Here is a 19106-nt window from a genome sequence, read left to right on the forward strand (position 1 = left end):
GTCGCGCAGAGCGTCACGGCGGTGGCGGCGGGTACGCCGGTCCGCCCGGCAGGCCCCGGTCAGGAGGGTGCGAGCGGGACGCCGACGGCGGGGAGAGCGTTTGCGGCCGTGTCCGCGACTTCGCCCGGCGGAGGCCGTACCGGCTCAGCCGCCGCGTACGAGCGAGGCGAAGCGGAGGGCGACCGTGCGCCACACCTCGGCAGACGCGGGCTCGTCGGCCTCCGCCCGGCGTACGGTCTCGGCGGGATCGAAGCCCAGGCGCCGCAGCCGCTCCGGATCCCACGCCCGCACCTGCGCGGCCGTCGCCTCGGGGTGGAACTGCGTACCCCACGCCCGGCCGCCCACGGCGAACGCCTGGTACGGGCACCGCTCGCTCCGCGCCAGCCACCGTGCGCCGGACGGGAGTTCGGTGATGGCGTCGACATGGTTCTCGATCGCGGCGGTGCGCTCGGGCAGGCCGTGGAAGAGCGGATCGTCCGCCGCCTCGGGCCGCAGCGTCAGCGGTGTGCTGCCGATCTCCGGCTCGCCGTGCTCCCCCGCGACCGCACCGCCCGCGACCTGGGCCAGCATCTGGCCGCCCAGGCAGATCCCGAACACCGGTACGCCGCCGTCCAGCGCCTCGGCGACCAGGGAACGGGCGGAGGCGAGCCAGGGGGCGCGCGCGTCGTCGTCCGGCAGGTAACCGCCGCCGAGGACCAGGAGGCCCCGGTGGCCGCCCAGCCGGGCGGGCAGCGGCTCGCCGTCGTACGCGCGGACGACGTCCAGCGCCAGGCCGCCCTCGGCCAGCCAGGTGCCGAACCGGCCCGGCCCGCCGTTCGGGGTGTGCTGCACCGTCAGGAGGCGTGGTCGCCCGCCCATTCGCCGCTCCTTCCCGCGTCGAACCGTGCCGGCCCGCGCCCCGCCGGGGCCGGTCCGCGTGCCTCGTGCCGCGTGCCTCAGCTCCCTCGGAGCTCGGCCAGCACCGCGTCGGTGAACGGCGGCCACGCCTCGGTCGCCCAGGGGCCGAACGCCCGGTCCGCCAGGGCCACGCAGGCGGCGCCCGCGTCCGGGTCCACCCACAGGAACGTACCGGCCTGCCCGAAGTGGCCGAAAGTGCGCGGGGAGGAGGAGGCGCCCGTCCAGTGCGGGGACTTGCCGTCGCGGATCTCGAAGCCCAGGCCCCAGTCGTTGGGCTTCTGGTTGCCGTAACCGGGCAGGACGCCGGGGAGGCCGGGGAAGGCCACGGACGTGGCCTCGGCGACGGTGCGCGGGTCCAGCAGGCGCGGGGCCTGGAGCTCGGCGGCGAAGCGGACCAGATCGGCCAGGGTGGAGACGCCGTCCTTGGCCGGGGAGCCCGGCAGGTCGGTGGCGGCCATGCCCAGGGGGACGAGGACGGCCTGGCGCAGATACTCGGGGAAGGGGATGCCTGTCGCCTTGGCGATGTGGTCGCCGAGCACCTCGAAGCCGGTGTTGGAGTAGATCCGGCGGGTGCCCGCGGCGGCCATCGTGCGGTGCTCGTCGAAGGCCAGGCCGGAGGTGTGGGCGAGCAGGTGCCGCACCGTCGAGCCCTCGGGTCCGGCCGGCTCGTCCAGCTCGATCGCGCCTTCCTCGACGGCGACCAGCGCCGCGTACGCGGCCAGCGGCTTGGTGACCGAGGCGAGCGCGAAGCGGTGATCGGCGGGGCCGCGCGTTCCGGCCACCGTGCCGTCGGCGGTCACGACGGCCGCAGCCGCCGTCGTGACCGGCCAGTTCTCGATCGTGCGCAGGCTGTCCATGCTCCCGAGCCTAACGTGGGGCGCCGCGGGCGGACGTGGCGGGAGTTCACCCTCGTTATTCGCTTGCCTGGAGCGCACTCGAACTCCGTAGCGTTCCCCCATGACCGTGACGCAGACGCAGGTGCAGACGGGGACGGACACGGACACGGACGCCGGTGGGGAGGCCGGGGAGCTGCCGGCGGACTTGTGCGCGACGGCCGACGTGCCACATCCGCGGCCGGACGGACGGGACCGCTACACGATCAGCGAGGTCGCCTCGATCACCGGTCTGAGCGCCCACACGCTGCGCTGGTACGAGCGGATCGGGCTGATGCCGCACATCGACCGCTCGCACACCGGGCAGCGCCGCTTCACCAACCGGGATCTGGACTGGCTGGCCTTCGTCGGCAAGCTTCGCCTGACGGGAATGCCGGTGGCGGACATGGTGCGCTACGCGGAACTGGTGCGCGCGGGCGACCACACCTTCGAGGAGCGGCAGGAGTTGCTGCGCGCGACCCGCGAGGACGTCAGGCGCAGGATCGACGAGCTGCGGGGCACGCTGGCGGTCCTCGACTGCAAGATCGAATTCTATGCGGACGCCCGGCGGGCGTCGGAGAGGTTCTGAGGGACCGGATGAGCCAGGAGAGGACCGGACGGATCGCCACGGCGCGGCTCGGCGCGGACGGCCCCGAGGTGGGCGTCCAGGGGCTGGGCTGCATGGGCATGAGCTTCGCCTACGGGCCGACGGACGCCGACGGGGCCCGCGCCGCCCTCGAGCGGGCCCTGGAACTGGGCGTCACGCTCTACGACACCGCCGACCTGTACGGCTTCGGCGAGAACGAGAGGTTCATCGCGCCCTTCGTGAGGGCGCACCGGGACGAGGTGGTGGTGGCCACCAAGTTCGGTGTCGTCATGGACCCGGCGGACCCGGCGAAGCGCGGCATCCGCAACGACGCCGCCTACATCAGGCGGTGCGCCGAGGGCAGCCTGGAGCGGCTCGGGGTCGACGTCATCGACCTGTACTACATGCACCGCCGCGACACGCGCGTACCGATCGAGGAGACCGTCGGCACCATGGCCGAGCTGGTGGCCGAGGGCAAGGTCAGGCGACTCGGGCTGAGCGAGGTGACCGGCGACGAACTGCGCGCGGCGCACGCGGTGCACCCGATCGCGGCGGTCCAGTCCGAGTGGTCGGTCTTCAGCCGCGACGTGGAGCGCACGGCGGTGCCCGCCGCGAAGGAGCTGGGCGTCGCCTTCGTGCCCTACTCGCCGCTGGGACGCGGCTTTCTGGCCGGCGCGTTCACCGACGCGGCCCGGGAGTTGGGTGACGACGACTTCCGGCGCACGATGCCGCGCTTCACCGGGGAGAACGCGGCGGCCAACGCCGCCCTGCGGGAGCCGCTGCACGCGATCGCGAAGACGCGCGGGATCACGCCCGGGCAGGTCGCCCTGGCGTGGGTGCAGCAGCGGGCCGCGGTGCACGGGCTGCCGGTCGTCCCGATCCCCGGCACGCGCCGGCGCGAACGGGTCGAGGAGAACACCGCCGCCACCCGCGTCGAGCTGACGGCTGACGAACAGGCCGCACTGGAGCCGATCGTCGGCCGCGTGGCCGGCGGGCGCTACGCCGACCTGGGGTTCACCTCGGCGGGGCGGGAGTAGGGCGGGAGCCCGTCGCACCTCACGGCCCGGCACCGTTCACGGCTTGGCGTACCTCGTGGCTCGGCGCGGTTCACGGCTCACAGCTCGGCGAGGAGTTCGGCCTTCTTCGCGCTGAACTCCTCGTCGGTGAGCAGCCCGGCCCCGTGCAGCTCGCCCAGGTGCCGGATGCGGTCGGCGATGTCGGCGGGGGCGGGCCGGACCGTGGCGACCGGGTCCGCCGTGCGGACGGCGGGAGCCGCCGCCGTCTCCAGGACCGGTGCGGGCTCGGCCGCCCGTACCGCCTCCAGCACCGCGGCCGCCAGCGGCAGCGACTCGTGCACCAGGCCGTAGCCCAGGCCGAAGACGACGGCGGCCGGGTCCTGGTCGGCCTCCGGGCGTTCCCGGTCCTCCGCCTCGCCGCGGCGGACCAGCCGCAGATGGCCGCCCACGACCTCCGGCGAGCGCCACCGGACGCCCCGCAACTCGCCGACCGGGAACGACTGGTCGCCCGCCTTCCACTTCGCCGAGGAGGCCCCGGTCCAGAACCAGCGGAAGGACACCGCCCGGCCGTCGAAGGAGACCTTGCCGTCGTACGCCTTGAACTGCAGCGGAGCGGCGGGCGCGGCGACCAGGTGGCGGTCGGCCGGCTCCTGCGCCCGGGGGCCGAGGACGGAGGTCAGCTCGCTGACCCAGGCGGCGGCCAGTGGCTCGTGTTCGGCGGGGAGCACCAGGCGGTACGGGTCGCTGGTCTCCCTGAGCTGCCCGGCGGCGGCCTCCATCAGCGGATCGGCGCCCGGGCGCGGCTCGGCGCGCAGCACGACCGTGCCCCGTCTGGTGCCGGGGACCAGTTCGGCAGACCTCAGCGCCTCGTAGGGGACGCGCCGCTCACCGAGCACGTGGAACAGCTTCGGAGTGCGGATGCCCCGTTCGAAGCGGATGAGCACGGAGTCGGTGTCGAACTCCCAGGAGGAGTTAATTCCGGCCAGCACGTCACCCATACGGGTCATCGTATGCGTCGGTGCCCGGGTCTTCCTCTCCAGCCGCGCCGCACGCGTCACACCTCGTCCACCCGCCGGCAGCCGTCCGTACCGACGGTCGTCATGTCGGCCGGGACGGCGGTGGCGTACCCGGGGCGTACCGGGCGTACGAGGGGAGCGCCGGGTGTGGAGACGGCCGTCGCCGCCGCGCCACACCGGGGGCGCCTGGGCGGCCCCGCCCGCCGGGCGTCCCACCCGCGTCCCGGAGGCGTGAACCCACCCGAGCGGGTGAACCGCGGTGGGGCGTCCGGTGTCACCCCCGGCACGCAGGAGTGTCCTCTCCGCTTCCGCCGGCGGGCCGCCAGTCCTCCGCCAGAGCGGGGCCGAACCGGTCGAGGTGCTCCCGGAAGACCCTGCGCGCGCCCTCCACGGTGATGTCGCGGCCGGCGGCCCAGCGGCGTCCCGCGAGCTGGAGCACGCCGGCGAAGGCGGCGACCAGTACCCGCGGCCGCGGATCGTGCTCGGGATCGACCCCCGCACGGCGGGCGATCTCGGCGGCGAGCCGCTCCTCCTGCTCCGTGGAGTGCCGCAGATGGGCCGCCACCAGGGCGGGGGTCGTCTCGATGACCCGCCACATCCTCATGTAGACCTCGAGCGGTACGACCTCCTGGATGGCGTCGCCGATATGGTTCCAGGCAGTGCCGAGCGCGTTGCCCAGGACCTGCAGGGGCGCCTCGTCGGCGGGGCGCTCCCGGACGGCGGTGAAGAACCGCTCCTCGACCGTCCGCAGGAGGGCGAAGGCGACCTCCTCCTTGCTGGCGAAGTAGCGGAAGAACGTCCGCTGGGAGACGTCCACGGCGGCGGCGATCTCGTCGATCGTGGTGCGCTCGTATCCCTGGGCGACGAACAGTTCGTGCGCAGTGCGGACCAGCGCGTCCCGGGTGCGCTGCTTCTTGCGTTCGCGCAGTCCGGCCACCCGGCCACCTCCTGCCGTCTCGAAAGGTGCCGGTCACCCTACCTGTGAGCTGGGCTTAAACCGGTCGGCACATAATCGCTTCGAAAGTGTCAGTCGCTGACACTAGGCTCCCGGCCATGACTTCCAACACCGTCTCCGCCACTCCCGGCGCATCGGAGTCGGACGCGGCGCCCGGCCGTGCCGGACTGCGCGGCCACCCCTGGCTGACCCTTCTCGCCGTCGCGCTCGGCGTGGTGATGGTCACCCTGGACGGCACCATCGTCGCCATCGCCAACCCGGCCATCCAGCAGGACCTCGGCGCCTCGCTCGCCGGCGTCCAGTGGATCACCAACGGCTATCTGCTCGCCCTGGCCGTCGCGCTGATCACCGCCGGAAAGCTCGGGGACCGCTTCGGCCACCGCCAGACCTTCCTCACGGGCATCGTCGGCTTCGCCGTCACATCCGGCGCCATCGGGCTGTCCGAGAGTGTCACGACGGTCATCGCCTTCCGGGTGCTCCAGGGGCTGTTCGGCGCCCTGCTGATGCCCGCCGCCCTGGGCCTGCTGCGCGCCACCTTCCCGGCCGAGAAGCTCAACATGGCGATCGGTATCTGGGGCGCGGTGATCGGCGCCTCCACCGCGGCCGGGCCGATCGTCGGCGGCCTGCTGGTGGAGCACGTGAACTGGGAGTCGGTCTTCTTCGTCAACGTCCCGGTGGGGCTGCTGGCCGTGCTCCTGTGCCTGGCGATCCTGGTGGACCACCGGGCGGAGAACGCCCCCAGATCCTTCGACATACCCGGCGTCGTCCTGCTGTCGGGCGCGATGTTCTTCCTGGTGTGGGCCGTCATCAAGGCGCCCGAGTGGGGGTGGGGCGACAACGCGACGGTGTGGTCCCTGGTGATCGCGGCACTGACCCTCCTGGCCTTCCTGGCCTGGGAGACCGTGTCGGGCGAGCCCCTGCTGCCGCTCAGGCTGTTCCGCTCCGTCCCGCTCTCGGCGGGCACCGTGCTGATGGTCCTGATGGCCTTCGGCTTCATGGGCGGCCTCTTCTTCGTCACCTTCTACCTCCAGAACGTCCACGGGATGAGCCCGGTGGACAGCGGACTCCACATGCTGCCGCTGACCGCGATGATGATCGTCGCCTCGCCCGTCGCCGGAGGGCTGATCACCAAGGTCGGCCCACGCCTCCCGATGGTCGGCGCGATGCTGGTCACCGCGGTCGCGATGTTCGGCCTGTCCACCCTGGAACGGGGGACCGGCACCCTCGAGATGTCGCTGTGGTTCGGCCTCCTCGGTCTCGGCCTCGCCCCGGTGATGGTGGGCGCCACCGAGGTCATCGTGGGCAACGCCCCGCTGGAGCACGCCGGGGTCGCCGGCGGTCTCCAGCAGGCCGCGATGCAGGTCGGCGGCAGCCTCGGCACGGCCGTCCTGGGCGCGGTGATGGCTTCCCGGGTGCACGAGACCCTGCCCGTGAAGTGGGCCGAGGCCCAGCTTCCCCTGCTGCCGCCGCAGGACGCCGAACGGCTGGGGAAGGCCGCCGAACTGGGCATCGCCCCGCCCGCCCCCGGCGGCACCCCGGCACAGGCGGCCGAGGCCATGGCCCGGGTGGTGCACGACTCCTTCCTCTCCGGCATGGGACTGGCCTTCACCCTCGCCGGGATCGTGGCCGTCCTGGCCGCGGGCGTCGCGCTGTTCACCAAGGGCGGCCAGCATGGCACGGCTCCCTCGGTGCATGTCTGACGCGGCGGAAAGCTGTGGACAACCGGGCGGTTGTGGACAACTCCGTTACCCGTCCCGGTGAAACGGCCGGTCTGCGCTTGGCAGGCCGGCCGACCCGTGTCGAAGCTGATCGCACGACGACCGACACGGGGGAGAGACCCACATGCGTCACGTACACCGCGCTCGCCGCGCCCACACCCGCCGCATCCACACCGACCGCGTCCGCACCCTCGGCAACCGCGGCCACAGGGCCCGCCGGGCCGCACTGCCCGCAGCCGCCGCGGTGCTCACGGTGCTGACACCACAGACGGCCGTGTCGGCGGCGGCGCCGGCACCGCGTCTGGGGGAGTGCGCGGCCGGGGAGCTGTGCCTGTGGGAGCGTGCGGACTTCAGGGGGCCGCGCCGCACCCACGAACTGGCGGACACCGACATCGAGAGCTGTGTGCCGCTGCCACAGGGCACCTCCGCCGCCTCGCTCGCCAACCGCACCGGGCGGCCCGTCACGGCCTACCAGAGCGCGGAGTGCGCCGAGACCGGCGAGTTCGACACCTATCCGTCGGGCAGCTGGGCACCGCGGACGGATTACCGGGTGCGGGCCGTCAAGATCTGGGAGAGCTGACGTGGCCCGTCCCGCCCGTCACCGCTCCGCCCGTCACCGTCCCGTCCCCGGGCCCACCCGAGCCCGTGAGCCCGCCCCGCAGCTCCGCGACCTCCGCCCGCAGGGCGCGTACCTCGGCCGTCAGCCCCTCGATCGCCGCCTTCTGCTGCCGCTCGGCGGCGTCCTCCTCGTCGAACCGGGCGATGAACCAGGCGGCGATGTTGGCGGTGACCACACCGAGCAGAGCGATCCCGGAGAGCATCAGCCCGATGGCCAGCAGCCGGCCCAGACCGGTGGTCGGCGCCAGATCGCCGTAGCCCACCGTGGTCATGGTGGTGAAGGACCACCACACCGCGTCACCGAGCGTCCTGATGTTGCCGTCCGGGGAGTTCCGCTCGACCTCCAGCACGGCCAGCGAGCCGAACACCAGCAGCCCCAGGCACGAGCCGGCCACATAGGTGGTCACCCGTACCCGGGAGGCCATCCGGGCCCGCTGCCCCACCAGCAGCAGCGCGGAGACCAGCCGCAGCAGCCGCAGCGGCTGGAGCAGGGGAAGCAGTACCGCCAGCAGCGCGAGAGGCTGGCTGCGCACGAAGGCCCACCGCCGCGGGGCCAGCCGGAGCCGTACCGCGTAGTCCAGCGCGAACGCCGCCCAGACGCTCCATTCCACAGCCCTGCACACGTCCCGCACCCACGGAGCGAGGTCCGTGCGCACGATCGGTGCGGCATAGGCGACGGCGAAGAGGACCGACAACAGCAGCAGTGGTCCCTGCGTCCGGCGCTCCCAGCGTTCCTTGGCCCGTATGTCCGCCATGCCCGGCATCGTACGGGGGTCCCGGGGTATCCGAAGCCACAGCCGGTCCGACGACCCTGGGAGGGAAGATGACGGGCACGCGGTACTTCGAAGGCAAACGGCGCGGCGGCGGGGATCTCACCGGGGACGAGCGCTCGACGTTCGGTGTCATCGGCGCGGTCTGCGCGGTCGTCGGGCTCTTCGTGATGGGGTTCGTGCTCGGCCCCATCGCGATGGTCTGCGGCTGGCTCGCCATGGGGCGCCGCTGGAACACCCGGTCGAAGGCGGCGGTGGTGGCCGTGGTCCTGGGCGCGCTGGACACCGTCTTCGGCCTGATATGGCTCTTCGCCGCCTCCGGTTCGTGGGGGCTGTGGGTGTGACGGCGCGCTGTGCGTGACGTGCCCCGGCCCCGGCTTCCAGGCCGGGGCCGGGGCACGTCATGCGGCACGTCGGCGCAATCCGCGGCCGGGGCCGCGGTCGCGGATCAGGCGTCCCCGCCCGCCGGGCCCGGGTCGGCGGCGGTCACATCGAGCAGCCGGTACCGGTCGATGGCCTGCTTGAGCACCGAGCGGTCCACCTTCCCCTCCCCGGCCAGCTCGGTGAGCACACCCAGGACGATCGACTCGGCGTCGATGTGGAAGAAGCGCCGCGCCGCGCCGCGGGTGTCGGCGAAGCCGAAACCGTCCGCGCCCAGCGACTGGTAGCGGTTCGGCACCCAGCGGGCGATCTGGTCGGGCACCGAGCGCATCCAGTCCGAGACGGCCAGCACCGGGCCCTCGGTCCCCTGGAGCTTGCGGGTCACGTACGGCACGCCCTGCTCCTCCTCCGGGTGCAGCAGGTTGTGCTCCTCGACCGAGACGGCCTCGCGGCGCAGTTCGTTCCACGAGGTCGCCGACCAGACGTCCGCCCGGACATCCCAGTCCTCGGCGAGGATGCGCTGTGCCTCCACGGCCCAGGGCACCGCCACGCCGGAGGCGAGGATCTGCGCCGGGATCGACCCGGCCTCACCCTGCCGGTACCGGTAGAGCCCCTTGACGATGCCCTCGGCGTCCACGCCCTCGGGCTCCGCGGGCTGCCTGATCGGCTCGTTGTAGACGGTCAGGTAGTAGAAGACGTCCTCGGCGTTCTCGCCGTACATACGCCGCAGGCCGTCCTGCACGATGTGGGCGATCTCGAAGCCGAAGGCCGGGTCGTAGGCGACGCAGGCCGGGTTGGTCGAGGCCAGCAGCTGGGAGTGGCCGTCGGCGTGCTGCAGCCCCTCACCGGTCAGCGTGGTGCGGCCGGCCGTCGCGCCGAGCACGAAGCCGCGCGCGAGCTGGTCGGCCATCTGCCAGAACTGGTCGCCGGTGCGCTGGAACCCGAACATCGAGTAGAAGACGTAGACCGGGATCAGCGGCTCACCGTGGGTGGCGTAGGCCGAGCCCGCGGCGATCAGCGAAGCCGTGCACCCGGCCTCGGAGATGCCGTCGTGCAGCATCTGGCCGTTGGGGGACTCCTTGTACGCCAGCAGCAGCTCGCGGTCCACCGACTCGTAGGTCTGGCCCAGCGGGTTGTAGATCTTGGCCGACGGGAAGAACGAGTCCATTCCGAAGGTGCGGTACTCGTCGGGGGCGATCAGCACGAACCGCTTGCCGATCTCCTTGTCCCGCATCAGGTCCTTCAGCAGCCGCACGAACGCCATCGTGCTGGCGACCTGCTGCTGGCCGGAGCCCTTCTTCACCGTGGCGTAGGTCTTGTCGCCCGGCAGCACCAGCGGCTTGGAGCGGTCCACGCGCCTGGGCGTGAAGCCGTCCAGCTCGCGCCGCCGGTCGTGCATGTACTGGATCTCCTCCGACTCCCGCCCCGGGTGGTAGTAGGGGGGCAGGCCGGACTCCAGCTCCTTGTCGGAGATCGGCAGGTGCAGCCGGTCGCGGAAGCGCTTGAGGTCCTCGACCGTCAGCTTCTTCATCTGGTGGGTGGCGTTGCGGCCCTCGAAGTTCGGGCCGAGCGTCCAGCCCTTGACCGTCTGCGCCAGGATCACCGTCGGCTGGCCCTTGTGCTCCCGGGCCGCCTTGTAGGCCGCGTACACCTTGCGGTGGTCGTGACCGCCGCGCCCCAGGTGCAGGATCTGCTCGTCGGTCATGTTCTCGACCATCTTCCGCAGCCGGTGGTCGCCGCCGAAGAAGTGCTCGCGGATGTACGCGCCGGTCTCGGTGGCGTACGTCTGGAACTGGCCGTCGGGGGTGGTGTTCAGCTTGTTGACCAGCACACCGTCGCGGTCCTGTGCCAGCAGCGGGTCCCAGGAGCGGTCCCAGATGACCTTGATCACGTTCCAGCCGGCGCCGCGGAAGGCCGACTCCAGCTCCTGGATGATCTTGCCGTTGCCGCGCACCGGGCCGTCGAGCCGCTGGAGGTTGCAGTTGACCACGAAGGTCAGGTTGTCCAGGCCCTCGCGGGCGGCCAGGGAGAGCTGCCCCAGGGACTCGGGCTCGTCCATCTCGCCGTCGCCCAGGAAGGCCCACACATGGCAGTTGGAGGTGTCGGCGATCCCGCGCGCCTGCATGTAGCGGTTCATCCGGGCCTGGTAGATCGCCCCGATCGGGCCGAGCCCCATGGAGACGGTCGGGAACTCCCAGAAGTCAGGCATCGACCGCGGGTGCGGGTAGCTGGACAGACCGTCGGGCGCCTTCGACTTCTCCTGGCGGAACCCGTCGAGCTGCGCCTCGGTGAGCCGGTCCAGCAGGAAGGCGCGGGCGTAGATGCCGGGGGAGGCGTGGCCCTGGAAGAAGATCTGGTCGCCGCCGTCGCCGCCGTCCTTGCCGCGGAAGAAGTGGTTGAAGCCCACGTCGTACAGCGAGGCCGAGGAGGCGAAGGTGGCGATGTGGCCGCCCACCCCGATGCCCGGCCGCTGAGCGCGCGAGACCATCACGGCCGCGTTCCAGCGGGTCGCGTTGAGGATCTTGCGTTCGATCTCCTCGTTGCCGGGAAAGAACGGCTCGTCCTTGGTCGCGATGGTGTTGACGTAGTCCGTGCTGCGCATCTCCGGCACGGCCACACGCTTCTCGCGGGCGCGCTCGATGAGGCGGAGCATCAGGTAGCGGGCACGTTCCCGGCCCCGCTCGTCGACGGCGGCGTCGAGCGAGTCGAGCCATTCCCGGGTCTCCTCGGGATCGAAGTCCGGGACCTGGCTGGGAAGGCCACCAATGATGATCGGGTTGCGATCGGATCCGGAAGCCACGCTGTTCCTTCGCTGTTCGGTCTTGCTCTGCTGGGATGTCGCGCCGTCTCCCATCGTGTACCGCTGGGGCGGATACGTCATCTCTACCGAGGGGTAACCCCACTCCGTGAGACGCCCGGGTGCCCGGGCCGTTGCGGCCGGGGCGTGAGTCGGCCGAACGGCAACCCTACGCCCAAGAGGGCCGCGGTCCACGCACGGCCGTTCGACCCTGGCCTTATTCGCCATCGATTGGGGCAAAATAGGCGTACGGGTGTGCCGTGCACCACAGCGGTTCAGGTGGTGTGGGGCGACACGTCAACGTTTGGGCGGGATCAGCGGCCGGGTACTTGCGCGATCGGTCCGGCCCGTGTGGACTACGCCCAATGCTCCGCGCGCCCGCGCGGGCACCAGCTACTTTCGAAAGATGACAGGAGGCAATCCGTGAGCGCGACCGCGGACCACGCGGAGGAGCGGACCAACCCCGCCGCGAGGCTGGGTTTCCAGCCCGGGCAGGTGGTCCAGGAGCTCGGTTACGACGACGACGCCGAGCAGGCCCTCCGCGAGGGAATCGAGGCCATCACGGGCCAGGAACTCGTCGACGAGGACTACGACGACATGGCCGACGCCGTGGTGCTGTGGTTCCGCGAGGATGACGGCGACCTGACGGACGCGCTGGTGGACGCCATCACGTTGGTCGAGGACGGTGCCCCGGTCTGGCTGATGACGCCGAAGACCGGGCGGCCCGGGTACGTCGAGCCGAGCGAGATCGGCGAGGCGGCCCAGACCGCGGGCCTGGCCCAGACGAGCACCGTCAACGCCGGCAAGGACTGGACCGGCAACCGCCTGGTCACCCCGAAGACCGCCCGCACGGGCAAGCGGTGACCCACCACTGATCCCTCCCGGCCTCCCGAGGAGACCGGGCCGAGCCCCCGTACGGCACCCGCCGTACGGGGGCTCGGTGCTTTTCGGGGGCCCGGGGGCCCTGCGTAGGGTGGGGGCGTCACCTACAGAAGGGAAACGCGTCCATGGCGATCGAGGTGGGCAACAAGGCCCCGGAGTTCGAGCTGAGGAACCAGCACGGCGAGACCGTGCGGCTCGCGGACTTCAAGGGGGAGAAGAACGTCGTCCTGCTCTTCTACCCCTTCGCCTTCACCGGGGTGTGCACCGGCGAGCTGTGCGCCCTGCGTGACGAGCTGCCCCGCTTCGTCAACGACGACGCCCAGCTCCTGGCCGTCTCGTGCGACTCCCCGTTCACGCTGCGCGTCTTCGCGGAGCAGGAGGGGCTCGACTACCCGCTGCTGTCGGACTTCTGGCCGCACGGCGACACCGCGCGCGAGTACGGCGTCTTCGACGAGGAGAAGGGGTGCGCGGTGCGCGGAACCTTCATCATCGACAAGGAGGGCGTGGTGCGCTGGACGGTGGTCAACGCGCTGCCCGACGCACGCGATCTGAACGAGTACGCGAAGGCCCTCGAAAGCCTGTAGAGCCCTGCGAACGCCGGGAACCGATCACTAGGATCGGCTCGTTATCGAACGGCATCCACGCAACGGGGGCACATCGTGCTCCTCATGACCAACCGGGAGGACTCGTGGGAGTCAGCCTCAGCAAGGGCGGCAACGTCTCGCTGACCAAGGAAGCCCCCAACCTGACCGCCGTGATCGTCGGTCTCGGCTGGGACGCCCGCACCACCACGGGCACGGACTTCGACCTGGACGCCAGCGCGCTGCTGACGAACGCCGAGGGGAAGGTCGTCTCCGACCAGCACTTCGTCTTCTTCAACAACCTCACCAGCCCCGACGGCTCCGTGGAGCACACCGGTGACAACCTCACCGGTGAGGGCGAGGGCGACGACGAGGTCATCAAGGTGAACCTCGCGGGGGTGCCCGCGGAGGTCGCCAAGATCGTTTTCCCGGTGTCGATCTACGAGGCCGAGACCCGCCAGCAGAGCTTCGGCCAGGTCCGCAACGCCTACATCCGCGTGGTCAACCAGGCCGACAACAAGGAGCTGGCGCGCTACGACCTGAGCGAGGACGCCTCCACCGAGACCGCCATGGTCTTCGGCGAGCTGTACCGCCACGGCGCGGAGTGGAAATTCCGGGCCATCGGCCAGGGTTATGCCTCCGGGCTGCGCGGCATCGCGCAGGACTTCGGGGTGAACGTCTGAGACCTGTCGGTCACCTCCTGCCGCCGGTCGGTTGCACCCGATCCCGGCAGTCTCCGGCGCCGCAGACTTCCATGTCCGGGAGGTATGCGGCGCCGGGTGTTCCGGGAACACTGGGCGCATCGCATCGGGAGAGGATCAGCAACATGGGCGTCACGCTTGCCAAGGGGGGCAATGTCTCCCTCTCCAAGGCCGCACCGAACCTGACCCGGGTCCAGATCGGTCTGGGCTGGAAGGCCCGTTCCACCACGGGCGCGGACTTCGACCTGGACGCCAGCGCGCTGCTGTGCGCGGGCGGCCGGGTGCTCGGTGACGAGTACTTCGTCTTCTACAACAACCTCAAGAGTCCCGAGGGATCGGTCGAGCACACGGGCGACGAGCTGGTCGGCGGCACGGGCGGCGACGACGAGACGATCCTGGTGGACCTCACCCAGGTGCCCCAGCAGGTCGACAAGGTGGTCTTCGCGGTGTCGATCTACGAGGCCGAGACCCGGCGGCAGAGCTTCGGCCAGGTCACCGACGCGTACATCCGCGTGGTGAACCAGTCCGACGGCAACGAGCTGGCGCGCTACGACCTCACCGAGGACGCCTCCTCCGAGACGGCGATGATCTTCGGGGAACTCTACCGGTACGGGGGCGAGTGGAAGTTCCGGGCCGTCGGCCAGGGGTACGCGTCGGGGCTGCGGGGCATCGCCCTAGACTTCGGGGTAAACGTTTCGTAAAACAGGCCGCGCAGCGGCTCCACCACCCACGGTGTGGGGGGATTCCCACCGAGAGAAGATTGGGTAATCAGTGGTTCTAAGGACATTCGGCTGGTCCTTCGGCGTCACCGCCGCCGGGCTCGTCACCGCCTTCTTGTTCGGGGGGTGGGAGGCGTTCGCCCTGGTGGGGATCCTCTCCATCCTGGAGATCTCGCTGTCCTTCGACAACGCCGTCGTCAACGCCGGCGTGTTGAAGAAGATGAACGAGTTCTGGCAGAAGATCTTCCTCACCATCGGCATCCTCATCGCCGTGTTCGGCATGCGCCTGGTGTTCCCCATCGTGATCGTCTCCGTCTCGGCCCAGCTGGGGCCGATCGAGGCGGTCGACCTGGCGCTCAACGACCAGGAGCGGTACGAGCAGCTGGTCACCGACGCCCACCCGGCGATCGCGGCCTTCGGCGGCATGTTCCTGCTGATGATCTTCCTCAACTTCCTCTTCGACGAGGAACGCGACGTCCACTGGCTCAAGGTGATCGAGCGCCCGCTGGCCCGCTTCGGGCAGGTCGAGGGTCTCGCGGTGGTCGTAGCCCTGATCGCCCTGCTGATCTCGGGCACCGTCCTCGGCACCCACGCCGTGCTCTACGACGGGCACTCCGACGAGTCCGCGACGGTCTACCTCGCGGGCATCGCGGGCCTGCTCACCTACCTCATCGTCAACGGCCTCTCCAGCCACTTCGAGAACAAGATCGAAGAGGACGAGGAGCAGCAGCACGAGGCCGAGGAGGCCGCCCGGCGCGCGGGCAAGCAGGCCCCGGTCGTCCTGCTCGCCGGCAAGGCCGCGTTCTTCATGTTCCTCTACCTGGAGGTCCTGGACGCGTCCTTCTCCTTCGACGGTGTCATCGGCGCCTTCGCCATCACCAACGACCCGGTCGTCATCGCGCTCGGCCTGGGCATCGGCGCGATGTACGTCCGGTCCCTGACCGTCTACCTGGTCCGCCAGGGCACGCTGGACGAGTACCGCTACCTGGAGCACGGCGCCCACTACGCCATCGGCGCCCTGGGCATCCTGCTGCTGATCACCATCAGGTGGCACGTCAACGAGGTCATCACCGGCCTCATCGGCGTCGCGCTGATCGGTACCGCCTTCTGGACCTCCCTGCGGCACAACCGCAGGGACGCCCTGCAGGGCGGAGGCGAGGGCGGCGAGGGCGGCAGCCCGGCGCAGAAGCCGGAGGTCCCCTCGGGCGTGTGACGGCGGCCCGATTGCGGAACGCTCTGTGCGGGGGCGGCCACGAGACGTCTCGTGGCCGCCCCCGCGGCGTGGCGCCGCAGACACGGTCATGGCACGGTCATGGGACGGTCCGCTCGGAGTGGGGGTAGGAAGTCATGGTCTCCCTGTGGGAGAACTGGCGCAGTGGCATGCGCAGGGGTCCGAAGTTCGACACGGTCGGCGGCTCGACGACATACGCGGTCGAGCTGACCAGGCGGCACTCGGCGATCTCGCTCACCCGGCAGGGCGCCGACAGCGGTCATCTGCAGATCAACCTCTCCTGGCGGATGCGCTCGTCCGACTTCGACGGACGGCGCCGGAGCGGCGGCCTGCTGCGCAACCCGCTCCAGGCGTTCAAGCCCGAGCCGGTGCAGGGGCACACCCAGGGCATGGTGACGGTCGACCTCGACCTGGCCTGCATGTACGAGCTGAAGGACGGCTCCAAGGGCGTCGTCCAGCCGCTCGGCGGGCTGCTGGGGGAGATCAACGCACCGCCGTACGTCAAGCTCAGCGGAGACGACCGGTTCGGCGGTTCTTCGGGCGAGACCATCTACGTCAACCTCGACCACAAGGACGAGATCAAGCGGCTGCTGGTCTTCGTCTACATCTACGACGGAACCCCGGCGTTCGACCGCACCCACGCCGTGGTCTCGCTGATCCCCAGCAACGGCCCGCGCATCGAGGTCGGCCTCGACGAACGCGCCCCGGAGGCCCGCTCCTGCGCGGTGGTGCTGATCGAGAACGACAGCAAGGGACACCTGGTGGTCCGCCGGGAGGTGCGCTACGTCTACGGCTTCCAGTCGGAGCTCGACCGGCTCTACGGCTGGGGCCTGCAGTGGGGGCGCGGCTACAAGAGGAAGGCGGGCCGGGCGTGATCCGAAGCCGGGCCCGTGCGCTCCCGCACGGGCCCGGAGCGGCCCGCGCGGGCAGGCGCGCCGGCCGGCTCGGCTAGCGGCCCACGAACTGCGGCCCCTGCGGCGGCAGGGTGAAGGCCGGGTCGGGCGTGCCGGGCCGGTGGGCCGGGGGCCGGGCCGGCGGAGGTGGCACGTGCGGGTAGCCGTAAGCGGGCTGCGCCGGGGGGACCCCCGTCGCGGGCTGGGGCGCGTGGGGCTGCGGGTAGCCGTAGCCGTGGCCGGGCCCCGGGGGCGGCCCGGCCGGCACCGGGGCCGTCGGGTGCGAAGCCGCCGCGGGCTCCGGCTGGGGTTCGGGTCCCGGCTCGGGGCTCGGACCGGGGTGCGGCGGCTGCGGCTCCGGCTCGGGCAGCGGTTCCGGCCCGGGGGTGGGGCCGGGGACGGGGCGCGGCGGCGGAGGGTTCGGCCCGGGCGGCGGCTCGGGGTGCGGCTGCGGCTCGGGACGGGGCTCGGGCATCGGCTCCGGCGAGGGGAAGCCCGGCTCCGGGGGCGGCTGCGGGATCGTCTGCTCCGGCTCACCGGGCGCGGCCGACTCGGCCTCCTCCACCGAGATGCCGAAGTCCGTCGCCAGTCCGACCAGCCCGGTGTCGTAACCCTGCCCCAGCGCGCGGAACTTCCAGCCCTCCCCGCGCCGGTACAGCTCACCGCAGATCAGCGCCGTCTCCGAACCCGTCTCGGGGCGGATCTCGAAACGGGCGACCGTCTCACCGCCGTCGGCGTCCACCACCAGCAGCACCAGGTCGCGTACGTCGGCGAAGGTGCCGCCGTCCGCCGACGCGGACAGCATCACCCGGTCCACGGACGGGTCGAGACGGCCGAGGTCCACCTCGACCGAGTCCGTCAGGCCCTCCGGCTCGCGCCTCTTGGGCAGGTACCGCACCAGCCCGGAGGGGTGCCGCGGCTGGTTGTAGAAGACGAAGTCCTCGTCGGAGCGCACACGTCCGTCCGTGCCCAGCAGCAGCGCGGAGGCGTCGACGTCGAGGACGCCCGTGCCCGGTGTCCAGCGCAGTACGGCGCGCACGGCCGTCGCGTGGAGCTGGATGTTCGACCCCTTCAGCATCGCGTGCGTCATAGCGCCATCCTGCCTGTCGCGGCCCGCCGGTACAACGCGGGTGCCTCGGCACCCCGGGTTTATGCGTAAGTAATGCTATGTTCATGCGTTCGAGTAACTTTTGAGCCACGTGCGTGCTTACGATGATCGGCCGGATCTCGCTCATGAGAGTCATGGCGCCGGTGACGGAACGGGGGTCCTGTGCGGCACTTCGGGCACCTTTCGCCGCAGGTGCGGCGAGAACTGTTCCACAAGGAACCGGCCGAGTTCTCCTCGCAGTCCCCGGCCCGTCTGCTGTCGGTGGCCCTCGGCGCCACCCTCTACAGCCCCGCCACCCGCCCCCGGCTCGCCGACGACGTGCTCAAGCAGGCCCGGCGGGGAGTGGTCTCCATGGTGCTCTGCCTGGAGGACTCCATCGACGACGCCGAGGTGCCCGGCGCCGAGGAGAACCTGGTCCGGCAGTTCGCCGAGCTGGCCGCCGTCCCCGCCGCCGGTTCCACCGAGCCCCCGCTGCTGTTCGTCCGCGTCCGCGAGCCCGCGCAGATCACCTCCCTGGTCCGGCGCCTGGGGCCCAGCACCCGCCTGCTGTCCGGTTTCGTGCTGCCCAAGTTCACCGAGGAGCGCGGCATCCCCTTCCTGGAGGCGCTCACCGCCGCCGAAGCCGACTGCGGGCGGCGGCTGTTCGCCATGCCCGTCCTGGAGTCCCCCGACCTCCTGCACCTGGAGACGCGGGTGGAGACGCTCACCGGGATAGCCCGCACCGTCGACAAGTACCGCGACCGGGTCCTGGCGCTCCGCCTGGGCGTCACCGACTTCTGCTCCGCCTACGGACTGCGCCGCAGCCCCGACATGACCGCCTACGACGTGCAGATCGTCGCCTCGGTGATAGCCGACGTGGTCAACGTGCTCGGCCGGGCCGACGGCACCGGCTTCACCGTCACCGGACCCGTGTGGGAGTACTTCCGGCTCCAGGAGCGGATGTTCAAACCGCAGCTGCGCCAGAGCCCGTTCACCGGCCGCGCCGAGGAGCTGCGCGCCGCGCTGATCGAGCACGACATGGACGGGCTGCTGCGCGAGATCGACCTGGACCGGGCCAACGGCCTGCAGGGCAAGACCTGCATACACCCCTCCCACGTCGCGCCCGTCCACGCCCTGTCGGTGGTCAGCCACGAGGAGTTCAGCGATGCCACGGACATACTGCGCCCCGAGCGCTGCGGTGGCGGAGTGCTGCGTTCCGCGTACACCAACAAGATGAACGAGGTGAAGCCGCACCGGGCCTGGGCCGAGCGCACCCTGCTGCGGGCCGAGGCCTTCGGCGTCGCGCGCGAGGGCGTGGGGTTCGTCGAACTGCTGGCGGCTGGGAGCATATGAGCCACACGGACGAGGACGACCACGGCCATGACC

General features: G+C 71.4%; 19 protein-coding genes. 12 read left to right on the forward strand and 7 right to left on the reverse strand.

The features are described 5' to 3' along the window. Nucleotides 1-144: 144 nt before the first annotated feature. Nucleotides 145-858 (reverse strand): type 1 glutamine amidotransferase, encoded by a 714-nt coding sequence (locus BMY40_RS02145; RefSeq protein WP_093654719.1) that lies wholly within the window; start codon nucleotides 856-858, stop codon nucleotides 145-147. Nucleotides 859-935: 77 nt separating this feature from the next. Then, entirely contained in the window at nucleotides 936-1754 is an 819-nt protein-coding gene (locus BMY40_RS02150) for a serine hydrolase domain-containing protein (protein ID WP_093654721.1), read from the reverse strand. Between the two features lie 100 nt (nucleotides 1755-1854). Between BMY40_RS02150 and BMY40_RS02155 the strand changes: the two genes are divergently transcribed. Then, complete coding sequence (locus tag BMY40_RS02155) at nucleotides 1855-2358, forward strand: MerR family transcriptional regulator (protein WP_093654722.1); 504 nt, start codon at nucleotides 1855-1857, stop codon at nucleotides 2356-2358. Between the two features lie 8 nt (nucleotides 2359-2366). Then, nucleotides 2367-3392, forward strand: coding sequence for an aldo/keto reductase (locus BMY40_RS02160; protein WP_093654724.1), 1026 nt, complete (start codon nucleotides 2367-2369; stop codon nucleotides 3390-3392). Between the two features lie 77 nt (nucleotides 3393-3469). On the opposite strand, the gene BMY40_RS02165 is transcribed toward BMY40_RS02160, so the two are convergent. Together BMY40_RS02165 and BMY40_RS02170 are read right to left on the reverse strand one after the other, a co-directional pair. After that, nucleotides 3470-4369 carry a DUF4429 domain-containing protein gene (locus tag BMY40_RS02165; protein WP_093654726.1) on the reverse strand — a complete coding sequence of 300 codons (900 nt, stop codon included), beginning with the start codon at nucleotides 4367-4369 and terminating at the stop codon, nucleotides 3470-3472. 292 nt (nucleotides 4370-4661) lie between these two features. After that, a complete protein-coding gene (locus tag BMY40_RS02170) occupies nucleotides 4662-5324 on the reverse strand; it encodes a TetR/AcrR family transcriptional regulator (RefSeq protein ID WP_093654728.1) in 663 nt (220 codons plus the stop codon). Nucleotides 5325-5440: 116 nt separating this feature from the next. Between BMY40_RS02170 and BMY40_RS02175 the strand changes: the two genes are divergently transcribed. After that, entirely contained in the window at nucleotides 5441-7042 is a 1602-nt protein-coding gene (locus BMY40_RS02175; RefSeq protein WP_093654730.1) for an MFS transporter, read from the forward strand. 142 nt (nucleotides 7043-7184) lie between these two features. Further along, nucleotides 7185-7640 carry a peptidase inhibitor family I36 protein gene (locus BMY40_RS02180; protein ID WP_093654732.1) on the forward strand — a complete coding sequence of 152 codons (456 nt, stop codon included), beginning with the start codon at nucleotides 7185-7187 and terminating at the stop codon, nucleotides 7638-7640. Here BMY40_RS02180 and BMY40_RS02185 read toward each other — a convergent pair. Continuing rightward, complete coding sequence (locus BMY40_RS02185) at nucleotides 7621-8442, reverse strand: potassium channel family protein (protein ID WP_093654734.1); 822 nt, start codon at nucleotides 8440-8442, stop codon at nucleotides 7621-7623. The two genes, BMY40_RS02180 and BMY40_RS02185, sit on opposite strands and share 20 nt — an antisense overlap. A 59-nt stretch (nucleotides 8443-8501) precedes the next feature. On the opposite strand from BMY40_RS02185, the gene BMY40_RS02190 reads away from it, so the two are divergent. Beyond that, nucleotides 8502-8792: a hypothetical protein gene (locus BMY40_RS02190; RefSeq protein ID WP_093654736.1), complete on the forward strand. Its 291-nt coding sequence runs from the start codon at nucleotides 8502-8504 to the stop codon at nucleotides 8790-8792. 104 nt (nucleotides 8793-8896) lie between these two features. On the opposite strand, the gene aceE is transcribed toward BMY40_RS02190, so the two are convergent. Further along, entirely contained in the window at nucleotides 8897-11629 is a 2733-nt protein-coding gene (gene aceE / locus BMY40_RS02195; protein ID WP_093654738.1) for a pyruvate dehydrogenase (acetyl-transferring), homodimeric type, read from the reverse strand. A 420-nt stretch (nucleotides 11630-12049) separates the two neighbouring features. On the opposite strand from aceE, the gene BMY40_RS02200 reads away from it, so the two are divergent. The 6 genes from BMY40_RS02200 to BMY40_RS02225 all read left to right on the forward strand — a co-directional run bounded on the left by BMY40_RS02200 (nucleotide 12050) and on the right by BMY40_RS02225 (nucleotide 16615). Next, on the forward strand, nucleotides 12050-12490 hold the full coding sequence (locus tag BMY40_RS02200; protein WP_093654740.1) for a DUF3052 domain-containing protein: 441 nt from the start codon (nucleotides 12050-12052) through the stop codon (nucleotides 12488-12490). Between the two features lie 143 nt (nucleotides 12491-12633). After that, the gene (locus BMY40_RS02205) at nucleotides 12634-13092 is read left to right on the forward strand and encodes a peroxiredoxin (protein ID WP_093654742.1); all 459 of its coding nucleotides are present in this window, start codon (nucleotides 12634-12636) and stop codon (nucleotides 13090-13092) included. 104 nt (nucleotides 13093-13196) lie between these two features. Beyond that, nucleotides 13197-13772 carry a TerD family protein gene (locus tag BMY40_RS02210; protein WP_093654744.1) on the forward strand — a complete coding sequence of 192 codons (576 nt, stop codon included), beginning with the start codon at nucleotides 13197-13199 and terminating at the stop codon, nucleotides 13770-13772. A gap of 143 nt (nucleotides 13773-13915) precedes the next feature. Next, a complete protein-coding gene (locus BMY40_RS02215; RefSeq protein ID WP_093654746.1) occupies nucleotides 13916-14491 on the forward strand; it encodes a TerD family protein in 576 nt (191 codons plus the stop codon). Nucleotides 14492-14561: 70 nt separating this feature from the next. Next, complete coding sequence (locus BMY40_RS02220; protein ID WP_093654748.1) at nucleotides 14562-15722, forward strand: DUF475 domain-containing protein; 1161 nt, start codon at nucleotides 14562-14564, stop codon at nucleotides 15720-15722. A 167-nt stretch (nucleotides 15723-15889) separates the two neighbouring features. Beyond that, the gene (locus BMY40_RS02225; protein ID WP_425443074.1) at nucleotides 15890-16615 is read left to right on the forward strand and encodes a TerD family protein; all 726 of its coding nucleotides are present in this window, start codon (nucleotides 15890-15892) and stop codon (nucleotides 16613-16615) included. Nucleotides 16616-16688: 73 nt separating this feature from the next. Here the strand turns inward: BMY40_RS02225 and BMY40_RS02230 are convergent, their stop codons facing one another. Then, complete coding sequence (locus tag BMY40_RS02230; RefSeq protein WP_093654752.1) at nucleotides 16689-17723, reverse strand: TerD family protein; 1035 nt, start codon at nucleotides 17721-17723, stop codon at nucleotides 16689-16691. A gap of 180 nt (nucleotides 17724-17903) precedes the next feature. On the opposite strand from BMY40_RS02230, the gene BMY40_RS02235 reads away from it, so the two are divergent. After that, complete coding sequence (locus BMY40_RS02235; protein ID WP_093654754.1) at nucleotides 17904-19073, forward strand: HpcH/HpaI aldolase/citrate lyase family protein; 1170 nt, start codon at nucleotides 17904-17906, stop codon at nucleotides 19071-19073. Nucleotides 19074-19106: the final 33 nt, after the last annotated feature.

It is taken from the genome of Streptomyces radiopugnans (assembly GCF_900110735.1).
GTDB lineage: Bacteria > Actinomycetota > Actinomycetes > Streptomycetales > Streptomycetaceae > Streptomyces > Streptomyces radiopugnans.